The organism is Acidobacteriota bacterium, assembly GCA_004299485.1.
GTDB lineage: Bacteria > Acidobacteriota > Terriglobia > Terriglobales > SCQP01 > SCQP01.
The window spans coordinates 33,056-50,251 of sequence record SCQP01000005.1 but is presented as its reverse complement, the minus strand read 5'-3'; the positions used below and the strand labels follow the sequence as shown (position 1 = coordinate 50,251).

Sequence of the window (17,196 nt, the reverse complement as noted above, 5' to 3'; positions counted from 1 at the left end):
TGCTCAGCCTCCCGCGGCAAACGCGATCTGTTCCCTTTGGAGGCGCTCCTGAATCTTCCGGCGCAGCTCCCGATCCACGGCCCACTGCGCCATCGGCTCGGTGCGCTGACGCATGCGCACCGCCATCGTGCTGGCGGTGAGCGTTTCGATGCCGAGAATTTCAAGCGGACCCTTGAGCTTGCCTGCAAATTGCGCATCGGCTGCGAGTTCTTCGCCGATGGCAACCAGCGCCGCATGCACGCGGGCGAGATCGACTTGCAGCGGCAGTGTCACATCGACGACGGCGCAGGAGTAATCCTTGGTCAGGTTGGAGTATTCATTGATCGAGCCGTTGTGAAACACATGAACCGCGCCGTCTTCGGCGCGCAGCACGATGATGCGCAGCCGTAGCGCCTCGACCAATCCCGTCTTGCCGTTGACGCTGATCACATCGCCGACCCGGATCTGATTTTCCAGGATCAGGAACACGCCCACGATCAGATCGCGCACCACCGTCTGCGCGCCCAGTCCCACCGCTACGCCGATGACGCCCGCGCCAGTCAGAATCGGGGTGATGTCCACGTGGACTTCGCGCAGCGCCATCAGGATGGCGATGCCCACAATCACCAGCGTCGCGACGCCGCGCAGCAGCCGCCCGGCGGTCGCGATGCGTTTGCGCCGCTCCGCCCAGTTGCGGGTTTCGATTTCCGGAGCCGCGAGCACGTGCTGCAGGCGGGCGATGAGCAGGTCCGTCACCCGCACCACCACGAACGCGCCCACGAAAATGAACAGAATATGCAAGCCGGGCCCCATCGCCCAGTCGCTCAGCGCCCGCCAGGTGATATGCGGCGCGCCCCAGCCCTCGCCGCGCAGCAGCACCAGCACGACCACAGCCGCGGCCGCGAGGGTGAGCACATTGCGCGTCAGCCGCAGCGATTCCGGCCGCGGGGCAATCTGCCGCAGCCAGCGGTGCAGCCCCCACAAGGCCAGCCATAGACCAATCGCGACCGCCGCCGCCACCACGACGGCCGGTGATGCCTGCGACCAAACGGGAGAAATGAGGTTGGCGGAGGCGGCAAGCACCATGCGATTATAGGGGTTCACCCGAAGCAGGAGTTTTGCCCATGATAGCAACCCTCAAGTGCTCACGCGTTCCTGCCATCGTGCTCGCCTTCGCCGCCTGCACCCTGCTGGCGGCCGCGCAATCGCCCATCCAGCTTACGGTCGATGCCTCGCAGGCGCCGCTGAAGATGGTCTATACGCATGAGGTCATTCCCGTGCATCCGGGTCCGTTCACGCTGCTCTACCCCAAGTGGATTCCGGGCGAGCACCAGCCCGACGGACCCATTGGCAACGTCACCGGCCTGCATTTTTCCGCCAACGGCAAGCCCGTACCCTGGACACGGGACCTGCTCGACGTCTTCACGTTTCACGTCACCATCCCGCCCGGCGTCAGCCAGCTCGACGTCAACTTTGATTACATCGAAAGCTCTTCGGGCGACTACACCGCCGGCGGCTCGGCGACCGCCAAGCTGGTGGATGTGAACTGGAATCAGAACCTGCTCTATCCCGCCGGCGTGGACGCCCATACGGTCATGGTCGATCCCAAACTCGTCCTGCCGCCGGAGTGGCAGTTCGGCACCGCGCTTCCGGTCGATCACCAGTCCGGCGCTGACGTGGCCTTCAAGCCGGCACCGCTGCCGCTGTTGGTCGATTCCCCGGTCATCGCCGGCGCGTACATGCGCAAGATCAACATCACTCCGCCGGGCGAAAAGATTTATCACGAATGGGATATTGTCGCCGACAGTCCCGCCGACCTTGCGGTGCCGCCGCAACTGGTTGCGGGCATGAAGAGCCTGGTCGCGCAGGCCGGCCTGCTCTTCGGCAGCCGCCATTACCGCGACTATCATTTCCTGCTGACTCTCAGCGATTACGTTGCCCACTTCGGCCTGGAGCATCACGAAAGCGACGACAGCCGCCTGCCCGAGCGCGTCATGCTCAGCCCCGGCGGCGCCGAGGAAGTCGGCTTTCTGCTCTCGCACGAGTACGTGCACTCCTGGAACGGCAAATTCCGCCGTCCCGCCGATCTGGCTTCGGCGCCTTATGAAGCACCCATGCAGACCGATCTGCTCTGGGTCTACGAGGGCTTGACCGACTTCCTCGGCCATGTACTGCCCACGCGCGCCGGCATGTGGAGTGTCGAGGACTTCCGCAACTTCTTCGCCAGTATTGCCGGGCAGCTTGGCCCCGGCCGTCCTGGCCGCACCTGGAAGCCGCTGCTCGATACCGCGGTCTCCATTCCCGGCATGTTCGAGAACGGCGGGGCCTGGGTCAACTGGCGGCGCGGCAGCGACTACTACGATGAGGGCGATCTGTTATGGCTGGAAGTGGCAACCATCATTCACGATCAAAGCCACGGCGCCAAGTCGATCGAGGATTTTTTGCATGAGTTCTACGGCGGCCCAAATCTGGGTCCGCAGCTTAAGCCCTACACCTTCAGCCAGCTTTGCGAGGCGTTGAACGACGTGCAGCCCTACGACTGGGCTGGCTTTTTCCATGCGCGGCTGAATTCGGTTTCGCCCGTGCCGCCGCTGGGCGGCATCGAAGCCAGCGGCTGGAAGTACGAGCTGACCAGCGAAGATGTCGCCGGCGCCGGCGATCTTGCATACTCGCTCGGCCTGCAGCTCGCACCCGATGGCCGTGTGGCTGACTCCATCGTCGGTTCGCCCGCCTACAAGGCCGGCATCGTGGCCGGCATGAAGGTCATCGGCGTTAACCAGCGCGTGTATACGCCCGCGCGCCTGGCGGATGCCGTTATCGCCAGCCCGCAGAACTCCGGCCCCATCGCGCTGCTGGTCGAAAATGACAGCTATTTCACGACCTCGCTGATCGACTATCACGGCGGTCCCAGGGCGCCGCGTTTGGTCCGCAACCCGAATCTGCCCGATTACCTGACCCAGCTTCTGCAGCCGCTCGATGTCCACTAGCCCAAAGACGCTGCTGGCAAAGATCTGGGAGCGGCACGTGGTCGCAGCCGAGGCCGGCCGGCCGGATCTGCTCTATATCGACCTGCACCTGATCCACGAGGTCACCTCGCCGCAAGCCTTTGCCGGCCTGCGCGCCGCCGGCCGCCGGCTGCGCCGTCCCGGCAAGACTTTTGCCACCATGGATCACGACGTTCCCACCGATGCCGCGCGGGCCACGCTGCCGATTCTCGATGCCGACGCCCGCGCGCAGCTCGAGGCGCTGCGCCGCAACTGCCGCGAGTTCGGCGTGCCCTTGTTCGATCTGGACAGCCCGGAGCAGGGCATTGTTCACGTCATCGCGCCCGAGCTGGGCCTGACGCAGCCCGGCATGACGATTGTCTGCGGCGATAGCCACACGGCCACACACGGCGCCTTCGGCGCCCTCGCCTTCGGCATCGGCACCAGCGAAGTCGAACACGTCTTTGCCACACAGTGTCTCTGGCAGCAGCGCCCGCGCACGCTGCGGATCACGGTGGATGGCGCCTTGCCGCCCGGTACGAGCGCCAAGGATTTGATCCTCTATCTGATTGGCGAGATCGGCACCGACGGCGCTACCGGCCATGTCATCGAGTACGCCGGCGCGGCGGTGCGCGCGCTCAGCATGGAAGAGCGCATGACGGTCTGCAATATGTCGATCGAGGCGGGCGCGCGCGCCGGCATGATCGCTCCCGACACTACCACCATCGCCTATTTGCGCGGCCGCCGCTATGCGCCGCAAGGCGCGGCTTTCGAGCAAGCCGCCGCAGACTGGCTCACGCTGGCCACCGACTCCGGTGCCGCCTTTGACCGCGAGCTGCAGTTTGATGCCGCCGCCGTGGCGCCGCAGATAAGCTGGGGCACCAGCCCCGGCATGGTCGCGCCGGTCACCGGCGCTGTGCCCGTGCCGCAATCGCCGGCGGATGCCGCCGCGCTCGCGTATATGGACCTGAAGCCGGGCACGCCCCTGCGCGACATCGCCATCGATCGCGTCTTCATTGGCTCCTGCACCAACGCCCGTCTCGAAGACCTTGCCCGCGCCGCCGCCGTCGTGCGCGGCCGCCGCGTCGCCGCGGGCGTGCGCGCCATGGTCGTTCCCGGCTCGGCGGCCGTGCGCCGCGCCGCCGAAGAGCGCGGCCTCGACCGCATCTTCACCGCAGCCGGTTTCGAATGGCGTCAGCCCGGCTGCAGCATGTGTCTGGGCATGAACCCCGACATTCTGCGTCCCGGCGAGCGCTGCGCCTCGACCTCGAATCGCAACTTCGAGGGCCGCCAGGGCGCGGGTGGCCGCACCCATCTGGTCAGCCCGGAAATGGCCGCTGCAGCCGCCTGCACCGGCCATTTTGTGGATGTGAGGGAGTGGGTATGACGCCCTTTACGGTGCTCGAAAGCCGCGTGATCGCGCTCGACCGCGCGCACGTCGATACCGATCAGATCATCCCCAAGCAGTTTCTCAAGACCACGGAGCGCACCGGCCTCGCGCGCGGCCTGTTCTTTAACTGGCGCCAGCAGCCGGATTTCATCCTGAACCGCCCGGAAGCGCAGGGGGCGCACATTCTCGTGGCGGGCGAAAACTTCGGCTGCGGCAGCTCGCGCGAGCACGCCGCCTGGGCGTTGCTCGACTTCGGTATCCGCTGCGTGATCGCGCCCTCGTTCGGCGACATCTTCTACAACAACGCCTGTAAGAACGGCCTGCTGCCCGTACGCTTGCCCGAGGCGGCGCGGCTGCTGCACGCCTCAAGCTTGAAGGTCAACTTGGCCACGCAAACGATCCAATTCGGCCAGGAAACCATTGCCTTTTCGATCGACCCGCATCGCAAGCGCTGCCTGCTGGAAGGTCTGGACGACATCGCCCTCACCCTGCAGCACGAAGCTGCCATCCGCGCCTACGAGGAGGCGAACGCATGAACTCCGGACTCAAGGATCGGGTTGCACTGGTCGCCGCCTCCAGCACCGGTCTCGGCCGTGCCGTCGCCGAAGGTCTCGCCGCCGAAGGCGCGCAGCTCGCGCTCTGCGCGCGCAATCTCGAGAAGCTGGAGGCCACCGCCGCGGCTCTCCGCCGCCAGCTCGGCGCCCGCGTTTTCGCCGGCACGGTCGATGTGACCGATGCCGCCGCGGTCTCTGAGTTTGTCGCGTCGGTCCATGCCAGGTTCGGCCGTCTCGATATCTGCGTGACCAACGCCGGCGGTCCTCCCGCCAAATCTTTCGCCACCACCACCCTGGAGGAATGGCGCGCCGCCGTCGAGCTTAACCTTCTCAGTCACGTCAGCTTCGCCAAAGCCGCGCTGCCGCTAATGCAGCAGGCGCGCTGGGGCCGCTTCCTGACGATCACCTCGGTTGCGGTGAAGCAGCCGATCGAGGGTCTGGTGCTCTCGAACACGGTTCGCAGCGCCGTGCCCGGCCTGGTGCGCACCCTTGCCAACGAATACGGCGCCTACAACATCACCGTCAACAATCTCTGCCCTGGCTACACGCGCACCGACCGCCTGGTCGAACTTGCCCAGGTCAAAGCCCTCGCCCAGGGCGTGCCCAACGAAGCCGCCTACGACGACTGGTCCCGCGCCACCGCTCTCGGCCGCCTCGCCGAACCGCGCGAATTCGCCGACGCCGTCGTCTTCCTCGCCAGCGACCGCGCCGCCTACATCACCGGCCAGAACCTGATCATCGACGGCGGCTTCTACAAGGGCACCGCCTGAGCCAAACCTCATGAACGCTGCCGTTCTTCACGAGCTCGGTAAACCGCCCCGATGCGAAGCCTTCCCCGATCCCGTCGCCGGCGAAGGCGAGGTCGTCGTTGACGTTCTCGCTGCAGCCCTGAAGCCGGTCGACAAGCAGTTGGCCAGTGGCGCGCATTATGCTGCGCCGCAACAGTTGCCCATGGTGTGTGGCACCGATGGCGTCGGCCGCCTCGCGGACGGGCAACGCGTTTTCTTCGGTGGGTGCCGTTCTCCCTATGGCGCCATGGCACAGCGCACCGTCGTACCCAAAGCCTTCACATTTGACGTTCCCGATGAACTGGACGACGCCGCCGCTGCCGCGCTCCCCAATCCTGGCGTCTCGGCCTGGCTGAGCCTTGCGTACCGCGCCAAGCTGATGCCGGGCGACAGCGTCCTCATCCTGGGCGCAACCGGAATTGCGGGCAGGCTGGCGGTGAAGATTGCCAAAATCCTGGGCGCTGCCCGCGTGGTCGCCGCCGGCCGCAACCCGGAGGCTTTGCGCTCCTTGCTCGATCAGGGCGCGGATGCAACTCTGCGCCTCGACCTGCCCGCCACCGAGCTTCGCTCCGCTTTCGCCAAGGCAGCCGGCTCGTCCGGTTTTCAAGCCGTCATCGACTTCGTCTGGGGCGAGCCGGCCGAGCAATTTTTCGCTGCCACGGCGCGCAAGGAATTCGCCGTGATCGGCGGTGATATCCGTTACGTCCAGGTCGGCGAGAGCGCCGGCTCCAAGATTTCACTGCCCGCCGCCGTGTTACGCAGCGCGCCCATCAACATCCTTGGCACCGGCGGCATCCCGCCCTACGATATCCTGACCCAAGCCCTGCGCGATGTCCTCGCACACGCCGCCCGCGGCGATCTCCAAGTTGAAACCGAGACTGTTCCGCTCACGCAAATTGAGCAGGCTTGGCACTTCAATTACCGCCGTCGGCTGGTGGTCGCCCCGTAGCTAAATCAAGCGCGGCGATATAATGCGCTTATGAGCGAGGCCAAAACGATTTCGTTGACCCTGCCGGCAGAGACGCTTGCAAGGGCCGAGGCACTGGCCAAGCGCGAGAGCCGCACGATAGGCGAATTGGTGCGCGACGCCCTTCGCCAATACGAGCGAAAACGCCTGTGGGCTGCGGCTAATCACTACGGTCGCTCTCGCGCAGCCGCGGCGGGGATCGAGGCCAGCGAAGTCGAGCGACTCATTGGCGACTACCGCCGGGAGAAGAGGACCCGCGCACGCCCTAAAAAGTGAAGGTGGTACTCGACACCAACGTCATCGTTTCGGCGTTGGTGTTTGGTGGCATTCCGCGCCGCATCCTTGAGATGGCCGATGCCGGGGTATTCCTCATCTGCTACTCTCGCAGCCTGAGGGCGGAGACTGAAGGAGTTCTGCGGGAAAAGTTTGGCTGGCCGGCGGAGTCACTTGCCCGCTTCGCCGATGCGGTCTGGAGTGCCGGCGCCGAATGCAGTCCCACGGTTGGCCTGCATGTAGTTGCCGAAGACCCCGATGACGACCGAATCCTCGAGTGTGCCATGGCCGCCCACGCCGATGTGATCGTGTCCGGCGATCGTCATCTGCTGCGCTTGGGTTCGTTTCGCTCGATTCCGATCGCATCACCCCGTCTGTTCCTTACGTCGTGGCTGCCGGGAGGGAACTGAGGCACTGGAGTCTACCTCATCTCCCCACTGCGACCAGCCCGGCATGCGCTTGCGGCTGAAGAGTTCGCAATAGGGCCCTGGGCTGCAGCGCTCGACGAGGTCGTAAACCGAGTCGGGCTTGCGGGAGTGCTCCTGCTTGCGGCTCATCAACAGGTTGACTTGCCGGCGGCCCGGCGCCAACGTGCGCTGGCGTCCGCGAATGCCAAAGAGCAGCAGCTCGGTCACGTTGCGGAAGTAGAAACCGACGCCGCGCCCGTCCGGGCCGCCATCCTTGCGAATCTTGTACCAGACCAGATTCGTCTTGTAGGCGAAGCCCCACGCGCGCATCACCTCGAGCGCGTCGGGCAGCAGCGCATTCGGCGTCCAGAGATACAAATGACAACGCGGCGCTGCCAGTGTCTCCACCGGCAGCGCCGCGATTTCAGGGGTCGAGAGCGTCGCATAGCGGCGCAACCTTCGGTGTTCGGGCGCCACCTTGCCGCTGCGGTTCGTGAACCGCCAGGGCGGATCCACCAGCAGCGCGCCAAACGGCGAGGGCAGCGACTCAAACACGCCGCAAGTATATCAGCCCGTCGCGGGCAGAGCGGCGGGGCCCCGGGGTCCCCGCCGCTCCCGTTGTCCGTTGAGGTGAGCGGGCCGCGCGGCATGGCCGCGCTGGGTGCCCGCGATTAAGCGATGACGCCTTCCGCGTAGCGCCGGCCGATCTCTTCCCAGTTCAGCACGTTCCACCAGGCATTGAGGTAATCGCCGCGCCGGTTCTGGTACTTCAGGTAGTAGGCGTGCTCCCAGACGTCATTGCCCATCACCGGGTAGTAGCCGTCCATGATCGGGCTGTCTTGATTCGCGGTCGAAAGCACTTCCAGCTTGCCGCCTTTCAGCACCAGCCAGGCCCAGCCTGAGCCAAACCGCTTCGTGCCGGCTTCGTTGAACTTCGTCTTCAGGCCGTCGAAATTGCCAAACGCCTTGTCGATCGCCTGCGCCAGCGGACCCTGCGGCGTGCCGCCGCCTCCGGGTTTCATGATCTTCCAGAACATGCTGTGATTCGAGTGTCCGCCGGCGTTGTTGCGCACCGCGGTGCGGATCGCATCCGGCACCTTGCTGTTGATGCCGCGCAGCAGATCTTCGAGCGACAGCTTGGCGAGGTCGGCGTGATCCTTGATCGCCGCGTTCAGATTGTTGACGTAGCCGGCGTGATGTTTCTCGTGATGCAGATGCATCGTAGTCTCATCAATGACGGGTTCGAGGGCGTTGTGCGCGTAGGGCAGCGCCGGAAGTTCAAAAGCCATCGGTTCCTCCAAATCTAAGGGTTTCGCTCTATTAGTTTAGGATAAAATCGCGCCATGCTGCTCCGAAACCCGCGCCGCTCCGCTTCCGTTCTGGTTGCCTTCGCATTCGCAACTTCGCTGGCCGTGGCCGCGCCTTGCCCGTCCCCATCTGCCGCGGCGCGGGCGAAAATCGATGCCGTCGTTCCGCAGCTCATGGCAAAGGCCCACGTTCCCGGCGTGGCGCTCGGCGTGGCCTGCAACGGCCGCATGGTGTTCGCGCAGGGCTACGGCTTTCGCAATCTTGCGCAGCATCTGCCAGTCGCCCCCGAAACGCGTTTTCAGATCGGCTCCATCACCAAGCAATTCACTGCCGCCGCCATTCTGCAGTTGCGTGCGGCCGGCAAGCTCTCGCTCGACGATCACGTCGCGCGCTTTCTGCCGCACTTCCCCCATGCCTCGCAAATTACCCTGCGTGAACTGCTGAACCAGACCACCGGCCTTTACAACTACACCGAGGCGCCCCATTTCGTCGCCACCGCCGATCACTCGCGCGGCGGCTTCATCCCCATCACGGCGCTGGTTGCCCCGCACCCGCTCGCTTTCGCACCGGGTACAAAGTGGCAGTACAGCAATACCAACTACATCGTGCTCGGCCAGATCGTGGCCGCCGCCTCGGGCGAGAGTTATGCCGCCTATATGCAGACGCACATCTTCTCGCCCGCCGGCATGACTGCGACCCGGCTGATCGGCCGGCCGCTCCCGGATACCGCCGAGGGTTACAACGTGGTCTCCGGTAAAGTCGTACCGGCACCGCCGCTCCCCGAAGCCTGGGCGGGATCGGCCGGCGCGATCGTGAGTACCGTCGGCGACCTCGAACGCTGGGATCAGGCGGTGAGCGATGGCAAACTGATTTCTAAAGCCGACTACAAGCAGATGACCTCGGCGGGCGTCCTCACCAACGGCCAGCACGACACCTACGGCTTCGGCTGGATGCTGGGCCAGTACGGCTCGCAGCCCACCGTCTGGCACAACGGCGGCACCTTCGGCTTCCTGGCGCTCAACGCGCGCCTGCCCCAGTCCGGTCTGGACATCATTGTACTGACCAATAGCACCGCGCTGCCGCCCTGGAATATCGCTCACGCTGTGTTGCGTGTGCTTATGCCGCTACCCTCCCCCAAAAGCACGAAGGGCGCGGACCCGGCCTTTGGTGGGTAGAGGATTGGAGCCGCCGTTACCGCGGGGCTTTTGGGCTCAAGCTGCCGGCGTTGTGGGCCAGCTCCCAAGCCTGGTAGCCGCCCTCCAGGTCGCTGACCTCGGCCACGTTCCAACGTTGCAGCAGGCTGGACGCAATCGAAGAGCGATAGCCGCTCTGGCAATACACCAGCAGCGGCTCGCCGCCAGGCACTTCCTGGCGCCGCGCCTGCAACTGTGACAGCGGAATGTGCAGGCTGCCGGGGATAAACCCGCTGGCCCGCTCGGCCGCGGAGCGCACGTCCAGGACACGGCCGGGCCGCGGCAACTCCGCAGGGGACAGCCGCTCGCGGCGGTTCAAAAAGTTGTCCCGTCCGTCCAGCGCTTGCATGCCGCCGTTCAAGTATCCGGCGATGCGGTCAAATCCGATGCGCCCCAGGCGCACCCCCGCCTCACGCTCGCGTCCTGGCTGCGCGATGAGGACGATCTCCTCTTCAGGTCGCAGGATCGTGCCGCACCACGTAGCAAAAGCCCCATCCAGCGGGATGTTCACGGCGCCGCGCCAGTGCGCCCGCGCATGCTCGATCGGGCTGCGGGTATCCAGCAAAATCGCGCCCCGCTGCCTCGCCTGCTCGACCTCGGTCACGTCCAGCGGCCGGAGCTGTTGTTCCAGGCTAACCTCCAGGCTCGGATGCGCCTGGGTGTTCCGCACCGCGTCGTAGGTGAAATAGCCCGGCGCGTCGGGCTGATCCGCGAGCACGATCCGCAGAAATTCCTCGCGCGACATCGGCTGCAGCGCGTAGTTCAACCGCCGCTGTTCGCCCAGCGTCGAAACCGTCTCTTTACTGAGCTGTTTGCCGCACAGCGAGCCCGCTCCGTGCGCCGGGTAGAGGAGCGTGGCGTCGGGCAGCGGCAACAGCTTCCGTTGCAGCGAGTCGTAGAGCAGCGCGCCCAAATCCTGCGCTGTCCAGCCCAGCGCTGCGCGCAAGTCAGGCCGCCCCACGTCGCCAATGAAGAGCGTATCGCCGGTGAGCACCGCCTTGGGTTCGGCCGCGTCCGGCTCGAACACCAGCAGGCTGATCGACTCGGGCGTATGCCCCGGCGTATGCAGCACTCGCAACCTTCCTGCACCCAGCGCCAGCTCTTCACCGTCGGCGAACGCCCGAAACGGATATTGCGCCTCGGCCCGCGCGCCCAGGCAAATCTCGGCTCCCGTGCGTTCCCGCAGTTCCAGATGCCCCGCCAGAAAATCCGCATGGAAATGCGTCAGAAACACATGACGGATCTGAAGATGCCGCCGCTCCGCTTCCTCCAGATAAATCTCGATATCGCGCTGCGGGTCCACCACTGCGGCAACGCCGGCGCCTTCGTCGGCGACCAGATAGGAAGCATGCGCGAGGCAGCCCAAATAGAATTGCCGGATCAGCATGTCTGCCCCCAGGGATTAATGACCTCGACACCGGCGGCCACAAACGGCCGGGTATCCCGCGTCGCGAGTTGAAATCCGTTGGTCAACGCAATCGCTGCAATGTATCCGTCGGCCGTAGCGACCGCGACGCCTGCGGTTCTGGCTTTGGCGGTCAGCGCCGCGTAGGCAACGGTGCATTCCATATCGAATGGCCGCACCCGGCCGGCAAAGAGCGGCAAAACTTCATTTTCCAGAATGGCGTCCAGATACCTCCTGCGTTGGCCCACCGGCAGCCTGGCCACTCCTGCCCGGAGCTCGGCAACCGTGATGGCCGACAAATAGAGGGCATCCCGGGCTTGGGCGTCGAGCCAGGCCCTTACGTCTGGATCAGGCGCCGGGCGCGTTACCTCCGATACCACATTGGTGTCCAGCAGGATCAATCGAATTTGATGATTCGCGCCGGCGTTCGATCCCGGACCTGATTTATCATGTCGACTTCGGCGTCAGTGATCTTTGCCTCGCGCCCGATGTTGTACAACAACGTGCCCAGCTTCACCCGGCCCTCCGGCCGCACCGCTTCGTCCAGAATTGCGCGGATTTCGGCCTCGGTGCTGCGGCCGTGCAGCTTGGCGCGCGCCTTCAGGCCGCGATGCACCTCATCCGGAACTTTCCTGACGGTGATTGAATGCATATTGATTGCATTTTATCATAGTGCCATCATTCCCCGAGCACTTCGCTGGGGCGGGTACGGCGGATTTGCCCTTCACTCAGCCTGCCCAGCTCCAGCTTGCCGATGCGTACGCGGATCAGCTCCGTGACCTCTGAGCCCACCGCTTCTACCATGCGCCGCACCTGGCGGTTTTTGCCTTCGCGCAGGGTGAGCGCGATCCAATCCGCTCCGCGGCGCGGTAATCGCGCAACCTGTGCCGGCGCGGCGCGCTCGCTGCGCCCGATGTCGAGGCCCTGCCGCAGCCGCTCCAGCGCGGCGTCATGCAGCGGCGGCGCACAGCGCGCGTGATAGGTCTTGCTGATCTTTGCCTCCGGGCTGGCGACGCGCTCGGCAAATACGCTGTCGTTGGTGAGCAGCAGCAGTCCGCTGCTGTCCTGATCCAGCCGGCCAACCGAAAAATACCAGGTTCCCAAGTCGCCCACCAGGTCATAGATCGTCTTCCGGCCGCGCTTGTCGCCATGGCTGCAGATCACGCCCACGGGCTTGTGCAGCGCCCAATAGGCGAGCTTTGGCCGCCCCAGCGGCTGACCATCGAGCAACACGCGCTGGCGCGCCAGCGCGACCCACGCCTGCGGATCCTTGCAGACGCGACCGTCCACGCGGACGCGGCCGGCGGCGATCAGCCGTGCCGCTTCGGTGCGGGAAGCAATGCCGGCGCGCGACAGCGCACGGTCGAGGGTCATCTCCGGCTTGTTCGCGCGCGCCGGTTTGCGCGCAGGACTTTTGTCCGGCGTAAAGGTGCGAATCACGCGTGGGCCGTCGCGCCCGGCACGGCAAAAATAGCCGGGTCGAGATCACTGAAGAAGCGCTCGTGCAGCAGTTGCATCGCCCGCGGCACGGCATCATCGTCAATGACCATGCCGATATTGATCTCCGACGCTCCCTGCGAAATCATGCGGATATTAATATCGCCCAGCGCCGAAAACACGCTCCCCGCCAGCGCCGGCGTGTCGCGCAGGCTTTCCCCCACCAGGCACACAATCGCCTTGCGGCCCTCGTAGCGCACGTCGGCAAACCGGCCCAGCTCGTCGGCGATCTCGGGCAGCGCCGTCGTATCGGCGACGGTCAGCGACACGCTCACTTCTGAGGTTGACACCATGTCCACCGGACAGCGGAATTGCGCAAACACATCCCAGATCGCCTTCAGAAATCCATGCGCCTGCAGCATCCGCGTCGATACCACGTCCACCAGCGTGATCCGCCGCTTGCAGGAGATGCACTTGAAGGGGCTGCGCGTGCGCGGCGCGCGCGTGGTGATCAGCGTGCCCGTGCGCTCGCCATCGGGCGGTCCCGCCTGCCAGGCGCGCGAATTCAGCACCCATACCGGGATACCGGTCTGCATCGCCGGCAGCAACGTGGCCGGGTGCAGCACCTTGGCGCCAAAGTAAGCCAACTCGGCCGCTTCCTGAAACGAAATCACCTTGATGCGCTGCGCGCCCGTGCACACGCGCGGATCGGCGGTCAGCATGCCGTCCACATCGGTCCAAACCTCGATGCGCCGCGCCTGCAGCAGCGCGCCCAGCAGCGATGCGGAAAAATCCGAACCGCCGCGTCCCAGCGTGGTTGTCACCCCGGCACGCGTCGCGCCGATAAATCCGCCCAGCACCGGCACCGCACCGGCCGCCAGGGCCGGCTCCAGCCGCTCCGTGACCTGCCGTTTGCTTTCTTCCAGCAACGGCAGCGCCTGGGTGAATTGGTCGTCGGTGACGATCACCTGGCGCGCATCCACCAACACCGGTTTCAGCCCGGCGTGGGCCAGCGCCACCCGCGCCAGCCACGGCGAGCAACGCTCACCAAAGGAGACCACCGCATCGTGGGTGCGGCCGGTCAGTTCCCCCACCGCCGCAATGCCGCGCACCAGGGCCTCGAGATCGGCGAAGATTTGCTCCAGCGCCGCCTCGGCGTCCCGGTCGCCGCCCAGCTCTTCGAGCGCGCCCAAGTGGCGGGTCCGCAACGCGGCAATCGATGCCGCCGCCGCGGTAAGATCGTCGGCCAGCGCCAGCCGCGTCAGCTCCACCAGCCGGTCGGTGACACCCGCCATCGCCGAAACTACCACCACCGGCTGCTCCTGCAGCCGGTCGGCAGTGATGGCCGCCACGCGCCGCAGCGCCTCGGCATCGGCCACCGACGTGCCGCCAAATTTCATCACGACGGGACGGCTCGACATGCAGCCTCTACAACCGTCCTTCGGCGTGTAGCAGTTCGGCGTTCAGCAGCGCCGCGCCGGCCGCACCGCGCAGGGTATTGTGCGTCAGCACCGTGAACTTATAGTCGAACAACGGGCAGGGCCGCAGGCGGCCCACGGTCGCGCTCATGCCCCCGCCGGCGTCGACATCGAGCCGCGGTTGGGGCCGGTCGCTGGCGCTTGAGACCAGCACCGGCTGCGCCGGGGCGCTGGGCAGCGCCAGCTCCTGCGGCCGGCCACGAAACGACCGCAGCGCCTCCGCCACTTCGTCGAGCGAGGCGCGCCGGCGCAGTTTCACGCTCACCGACTCCATGTGCCCGTCAATCACGGGGACGCGGTTGCACTGCGCCGAAATTCCGAACCCCGCCGGCGCAATGCGGCCGGCTTCCATGCGCCCCAGAATCTTCTGCGCCTCGGCTTCGAGCTTCTCTTCTTCGTGCGCGATGTAGGGGATCACGTTGCCGAGCGCATCGAGCGACGCCACGCCGGGATAGCCTGCACCCGATACCGCCTGCATCGTCACCACCATCACGCTGGCAATGCCGAAGGCACGTTCCAGCGGCGCCAGCGCCATCACCAGCCCCACGGTGCAGCAATTGGGATTCGTGACCACATAACCGCCATGATTGGCGAAACCCGGCTGGCTCTCGATAAGCCGCAGGTGTTCCGGATTGCACTCGGGTATCACCAGCGGTACATCGCTCTGCATGCGCAGCGCGCTGGAGTTGGAAATCACGCGATGTCCGGCCGCGGCAAACGCCGGCTCCAGCTCGCGTGCCGTCGCGGCGTCGACCGAAGAAAAAATGACCTGGGCCGGGCAGCCTTGCGGCACGGCCTCCGCCACTGGCAGACCGGCGAAGCGCTCCGGCATGGGGGTCGGCAGGCGCCACTGGGTGGCCTCCGCGTAGCGCTTGCCGCGGGAGCGATCCGACGCCGCCAGCCACACCGGCTCGAACCAGGGATGTTGATCGAGCAGCGAAAGAAAGCGCTGGCCCACGACACCGGTGGCGCCTACTATCCCAACCGGGATCTTGCTCGCTGCCATGGCCGCGTTAGCCGAGGCCCAGGCCGCGCGGCGCCGCCGGCGCCGGTGTTCCGGGCGATGACGGCCCGCCGCCGATGCCCAGCACCCGTTCCACCGTCGCCTCGTTGACCGTGATCTTGCCCGCCTTGGTGAGCCGGGTGATCAGCGCGTCGGCATACGCGTTGAGCACGTGGTTGCGCTTCTGCGTCAGCAGTTGCTGCTCCATGGCGTTCTTCTGCTGCGCGAAATCGGCATCCGTCGGCTCCTGCAGCGTGCTCAGCGCGTAGACCACCTGCTTACCGCTGACCGCCGCCACCGGCGCCACCGCGCCCGGCTTCGAGCCGAACAAGGTTGCGGCAAAGCTGGAAATCGCGCCCACATCGGGCAGCGAGCCCGAGCGCGTCAGCGCCTTGCCGGTTTCCAGTTTCAGGTGCAGCTTCGCCGCCGCCGCCTTCAGCCCTTGCGTCTTCGCCGCCGCTTCCAGCGCCGCCGCCTCACTGACCGCCAGCTTCTGCGCCTGCTGCTTCCTGTAGTCGCTGGTGACCTGCGCTTCTACCGCCGACAGCGGCTGCGGTCCCGGCGGAATCACCTTGTCGATCTTGGCGAGGGCAAACCCCTGCGCCACTTGAATCGGCGCGGTAGCCGCGCCGGCCTGGGTGGCAAACACCGCTCCGGCGAAGTTCGGATTCACGCCAATGCCAATGACCGGATCGGTCTGGCTGATCGGCTGCGTGCGGAAATACTCCAGATGCAGTTGCTGCGCCACCGCCGCCAGCGGTGTGGTCTGGCTCATGGCCGCCGCCCGATTGATCAGATTCTGCGCCTGATTCACCGCCTGGTCTTTCTGCAGTGTGGCCACGATCTGGTCGTGCACCGATGCTTCCGGCTGCACATAGGCCTGGTTATGCGCCTCCACCTTGATGATGTGGAAGCCGTACTCGGTCTGCACCAGTCCGCTGATCTGACCCACCGGCAGGCTGAAGGCGACCTTTTCAAAATTGGGCACCGTCTGGTTGCGCTGGATGAAGCCCAGCTCGCCGCCATTGGGCGCGCTGGCGTCATCCTGCGAGTACTTCTTGGCCAGCGCGGCAAAGTCCTTCGGCTTGGCCTGCACCTGCTTCAGCACGGTTTCGGCGCGCTTGCGCGTCGTCGCAATCTCGGCCGCCGCCGGAGTGGTGTCGGGGAACTTGATCAGAATGTGCGAGACCTTGACCTGTTCCGGATGGCTGTAGGTGTCCCGGTTCTGCTCGTAGAATTGATGCACCGCCGCCGGCGAGATCTGGATGCCCGCCGCAATCGCCGCCTGGTTGGCCAGCACCACCTCGATCTGCCGCTTTTCCGGCGCGTCGTAATTGCTCTGGTTGGCCTTGTAGAACGCCGCCAGCGCGGGCGCGTCGGCCTTCACGCTGTTCTGCAACTGCTCGGGATCGAGCACCACGTAATCGAAGGTCGCCTTTTCGTTCTGAACCTCAAACTGATGCCGCACTTCCGCCTGGCTGACCCGCACCGGATCCTCGATCAGGTCCTCGACCTTCGACACCATCAGGCCCTGGCGCAACTGCTCTTGCAGTTGCGGCAGCGTCACTTGCGAGGAGGCGAGCATTTGCGCCGCCTGCGCGTCGCCCACGTACTTGCCGCCCGGGTACAGCTCCGGAAGCTGCTGCCGCGCCGCCTGGGCGATTTCCGTGTTGGTCGGCGTCAGGCCCAACTGCCGGGCCTGGTCGACCAGCGCCTGCGTGGTGATCAGGTTGCGCAATGCCTGTTCGCCCAGCATGGGCAATAACTGCTGCGGAATCTGCTGCCCCTGCCCGAAGCGCTGCACCTGGCTGTTCAGGTCCTGACCGGTAATCTTGGTCCCATTCACCGTGGCCACGGTCTGATCTAACAGCGGCAGCGAGGAGTCGCCCTGCATGCCCTGCGGAATCAGGAACATTACCATGGCGATACAGATGATCACCAGGAAGCCACCCAGCACCCAGCGTGCGGTGGTGTCCCGCCGTCGGAAAAAATTCAGCATCGGAAATCCTTGTGGATGCCGCAGGCCCCTA

18 protein-coding genes are annotated in these 17,196 nt (G+C 65.6%); 8 read left to right on the top strand and 10 right to left on the bottom strand.

The features are described from left to right. Positions 1-3 precede the first annotated feature (3 nt). On the bottom strand, positions 4-1,083 hold the full coding sequence (locus EPN33_04890) for a mechanosensitive ion channel family protein (protein TAN23486.1): 1,080 nt from the start codon (positions 1,081-1,083) through the stop codon (positions 4-6). Between the two features lie 20 nt (positions 1,084-1,103). Between EPN33_04890 and EPN33_04885 the strand changes: the two genes are divergently transcribed. Genes EPN33_04885 through EPN33_04855 form a run of 7 tightly spaced genes read left to right on the top strand, consistent with a single transcriptional unit; the run spans position 1,104 to position 7,345 of the window. Continuing rightward, positions 1,104-2,966, top strand: a complete 1,863-nt coding sequence (locus EPN33_04885; GenBank protein TAN23485.1) for a M61 family peptidase — start codon at positions 1,104-1,106, stop codon at positions 2,964-2,966. Then, positions 2,956-4,350, top strand: coding sequence for a 3-isopropylmalate dehydratase large subunit (gene leuC / locus EPN33_04880; protein ID TAN23484.1), 1,395 nt, complete (start codon positions 2,956-2,958; stop codon positions 4,348-4,350). Before EPN33_04885 ends, leuC begins: the two co-directional genes overlap by 11 nt. Next, complete coding sequence (leuD, locus tag EPN33_04875) at positions 4,347-4,889, top strand: 3-isopropylmalate dehydratase small subunit (protein TAN23483.1); 543 nt, start codon at positions 4,347-4,349, stop codon at positions 4,887-4,889. Before leuC ends, leuD begins: the two co-directional genes overlap by 4 nt. Next, on the top strand, positions 4,886-5,677 hold the full coding sequence (locus EPN33_04870) for an SDR family oxidoreductase (GenBank protein TAN23482.1): 792 nt from the start codon (positions 4,886-4,888) through the stop codon (positions 5,675-5,677). The genes leuD and EPN33_04870 overlap by 4 nt, the downstream gene beginning before the upstream one ends. Positions 5,678-5,687: 10 nt before the next feature. Continuing rightward, entirely contained in the window at positions 5,688-6,644 is a 957-nt protein-coding gene (locus tag EPN33_04865) for a zinc-binding alcohol dehydrogenase family protein (GenBank protein ID TAN23481.1), read from the top strand. A gap of 30 nt (positions 6,645-6,674) precedes the next feature. Next, entirely contained in the window at positions 6,675-6,938 is a 264-nt protein-coding gene (locus EPN33_04860; GenBank protein TAN23480.1) for a ribbon-helix-helix protein, CopG family, read from the top strand. Further along, complete coding sequence (locus EPN33_04855) at positions 6,935-7,345, top strand: putative toxin-antitoxin system toxin component, PIN family (protein ID TAN23479.1); 411 nt, start codon at positions 6,935-6,937, stop codon at positions 7,343-7,345. Before EPN33_04860 ends, EPN33_04855 begins: the two co-directional genes overlap by 4 nt. On the opposite strand, the gene EPN33_04850 is transcribed toward EPN33_04855, so the two are convergent. Further along, a complete protein-coding gene (locus EPN33_04850; GenBank protein TAN23478.1) occupies positions 7,301-7,897 on the bottom strand; it encodes an S-adenosylmethionine-binding protein in 597 nt (198 codons plus the stop codon). The genes EPN33_04855 and EPN33_04850 overlap by 45 nt on opposite strands. Positions 7,898-8,013: 116 nt before the next feature. After that, positions 8,014-8,631, bottom strand: coding sequence for a superoxide dismutase (locus tag EPN33_04845; protein ID TAN23477.1), 618 nt, complete (start codon positions 8,629-8,631; stop codon positions 8,014-8,016). Positions 8,632-8,685: 54 nt separating this feature from the next. Between EPN33_04845 and EPN33_04840 the strand changes: the two genes are divergently transcribed. Continuing rightward, the gene (locus EPN33_04840; GenBank protein TAN23476.1) at positions 8,686-9,825 is read left to right on the top strand and encodes a class A beta-lactamase-related serine hydrolase; all 1,140 of its coding nucleotides are present in this window, start codon (positions 8,686-8,688) and stop codon (positions 9,823-9,825) included. A 16-nt stretch (positions 9,826-9,841) separates the two neighbouring features. Here the strand turns inward: EPN33_04840 and EPN33_04835 are convergent, their stop codons facing one another. The 7 genes from EPN33_04835 to EPN33_04805 all read right to left on the bottom strand — a co-directional run bounded on the left by EPN33_04835 (position 9,842) and on the right by EPN33_04805 (position 17,165). After that, positions 9,842-11,230 carry an MBL fold metallo-hydrolase gene (locus EPN33_04835; GenBank protein ID TAN23475.1) on the bottom strand — a complete coding sequence of 463 codons (1,389 nt, stop codon included), beginning with the start codon at positions 11,228-11,230 and terminating at the stop codon, positions 9,842-9,844. Next, complete coding sequence (locus EPN33_04830) at positions 11,224-11,649, bottom strand: type II toxin-antitoxin system VapC family toxin (GenBank protein TAN23474.1); 426 nt, start codon at positions 11,647-11,649, stop codon at positions 11,224-11,226. Before EPN33_04830 ends, EPN33_04835 begins: the two co-directional genes overlap by 7 nt. Beyond that, on the bottom strand, positions 11,646-11,900 hold the full coding sequence (locus tag EPN33_04825) for an Arc family DNA-binding protein (GenBank protein TAN23473.1): 255 nt from the start codon (positions 11,898-11,900) through the stop codon (positions 11,646-11,648). Before EPN33_04825 ends, EPN33_04830 begins: the two co-directional genes overlap by 4 nt. A gap of 26 nt (positions 11,901-11,926) precedes the next feature. Continuing rightward, positions 11,927-12,622, bottom strand: a complete 696-nt coding sequence (locus tag EPN33_04820; GenBank protein TAN23526.1) for an rRNA pseudouridine synthase — start codon at positions 12,620-12,622, stop codon at positions 11,927-11,929. Positions 12,623-12,684: 62 nt separating this feature from the next. Beyond that, on the bottom strand, positions 12,685-14,106 hold the full coding sequence (lysC, locus tag EPN33_04815) for a lysine-sensitive aspartokinase 3 (protein ID TAN23472.1): 1,422 nt from the start codon (positions 14,104-14,106) through the stop codon (positions 12,685-12,687). Between the two features lie 7 nt (positions 14,107-14,113). Continuing rightward, positions 14,114-15,169 (bottom strand): aspartate-semialdehyde dehydrogenase, encoded by a 1,056-nt coding sequence (gene asd, locus EPN33_04810; GenBank protein ID TAN23471.1) that lies wholly within the window; start codon positions 15,167-15,169, stop codon positions 14,114-14,116. Positions 15,170-15,176: 7 nt separating this feature from the next. Further along, positions 15,177-17,165, bottom strand: coding sequence for a hypothetical protein (locus EPN33_04805; GenBank protein ID TAN23470.1), 1,989 nt, complete (start codon positions 17,163-17,165; stop codon positions 15,177-15,179). Between the last annotated feature and the right edge of the window lie 31 nt (positions 17,166-17,196).

Coding starts and splice junctions, on each gene's coding strand:
- EPN33_04885 (TAN23485.1), top strand. CDS start 1,104: ATGATAGCAACCCTCAAGTGCTCACGCGTTCCTGCCATCGTGCTCGCC.
- leuC (TAN23484.1), top strand. CDS start 2,956: ATGTCCACTAGCCCAAAGACGCTGCTGGCAAAGATCTGGGAGCGGCAC.
- leuD (TAN23483.1), top strand. CDS start 4,347: ATGACGCCCTTTACGGTGCTCGAAAGCCGCGTGATCGCGCTCGACCGC.
- EPN33_04870 (TAN23482.1), top strand. CDS start 4,886: ATGAACTCCGGACTCAAGGATCGGGTTGCACTGGTCGCCGCCTCCAGC.
- EPN33_04865 (TAN23481.1), top strand. CDS start 5,688: ATGAACGCTGCCGTTCTTCACGAGCTCGGTAAACCGCCCCGATGCGAA.
- EPN33_04860 (TAN23480.1), top strand. CDS start 6,675: ATGAGCGAGGCCAAAACGATTTCGTTGACCCTGCCGGCAGAGACGCTT.
- EPN33_04845 (TAN23477.1), bottom strand. CDS start 8,631: ATGGCTTTTGAACTTCCGGCGCTGCCCTACGCGCACAACGCCCTCGAA.
- EPN33_04840 (TAN23476.1), top strand. CDS start 8,686: ATGCTGCTCCGAAACCCGCGCCGCTCCGCTTCCGTTCTGGTTGCCTTC.
- EPN33_04835 (TAN23475.1), bottom strand. CDS start 11,230: ATGCTGATCCGGCAATTCTATTTGGGCTGCCTCGCGCATGCTTCCTAT.
- EPN33_04825 (TAN23473.1), bottom strand. CDS start 11,900: ATGCATTCAATCACCGTCAGGAAAGTTCCGGATGAGGTGCATCGCGGC.
- EPN33_04820 (TAN23526.1), bottom strand. CDS start 12,622: ATGACCCTCGACCGTGCGCTGTCGCGCGCCGGCATTGCTTCCCGCACC.
- lysC (TAN23472.1), bottom strand. CDS start 14,106: ATGTCGAGCCGTCCCGTCGTGATGAAATTTGGCGGCACGTCGGTGGCC.
- asd (TAN23471.1), bottom strand. CDS start 15,169: ATGGCAGCGAGCAAGATCCCGGTTGGGATAGTAGGCGCCACCGGTGTC.
- EPN33_04805 (TAN23470.1), bottom strand. CDS start 17,165: ATGCTGAATTTTTTCCGACGGCGGGACACCACCGCACGCTGGGTGCTG.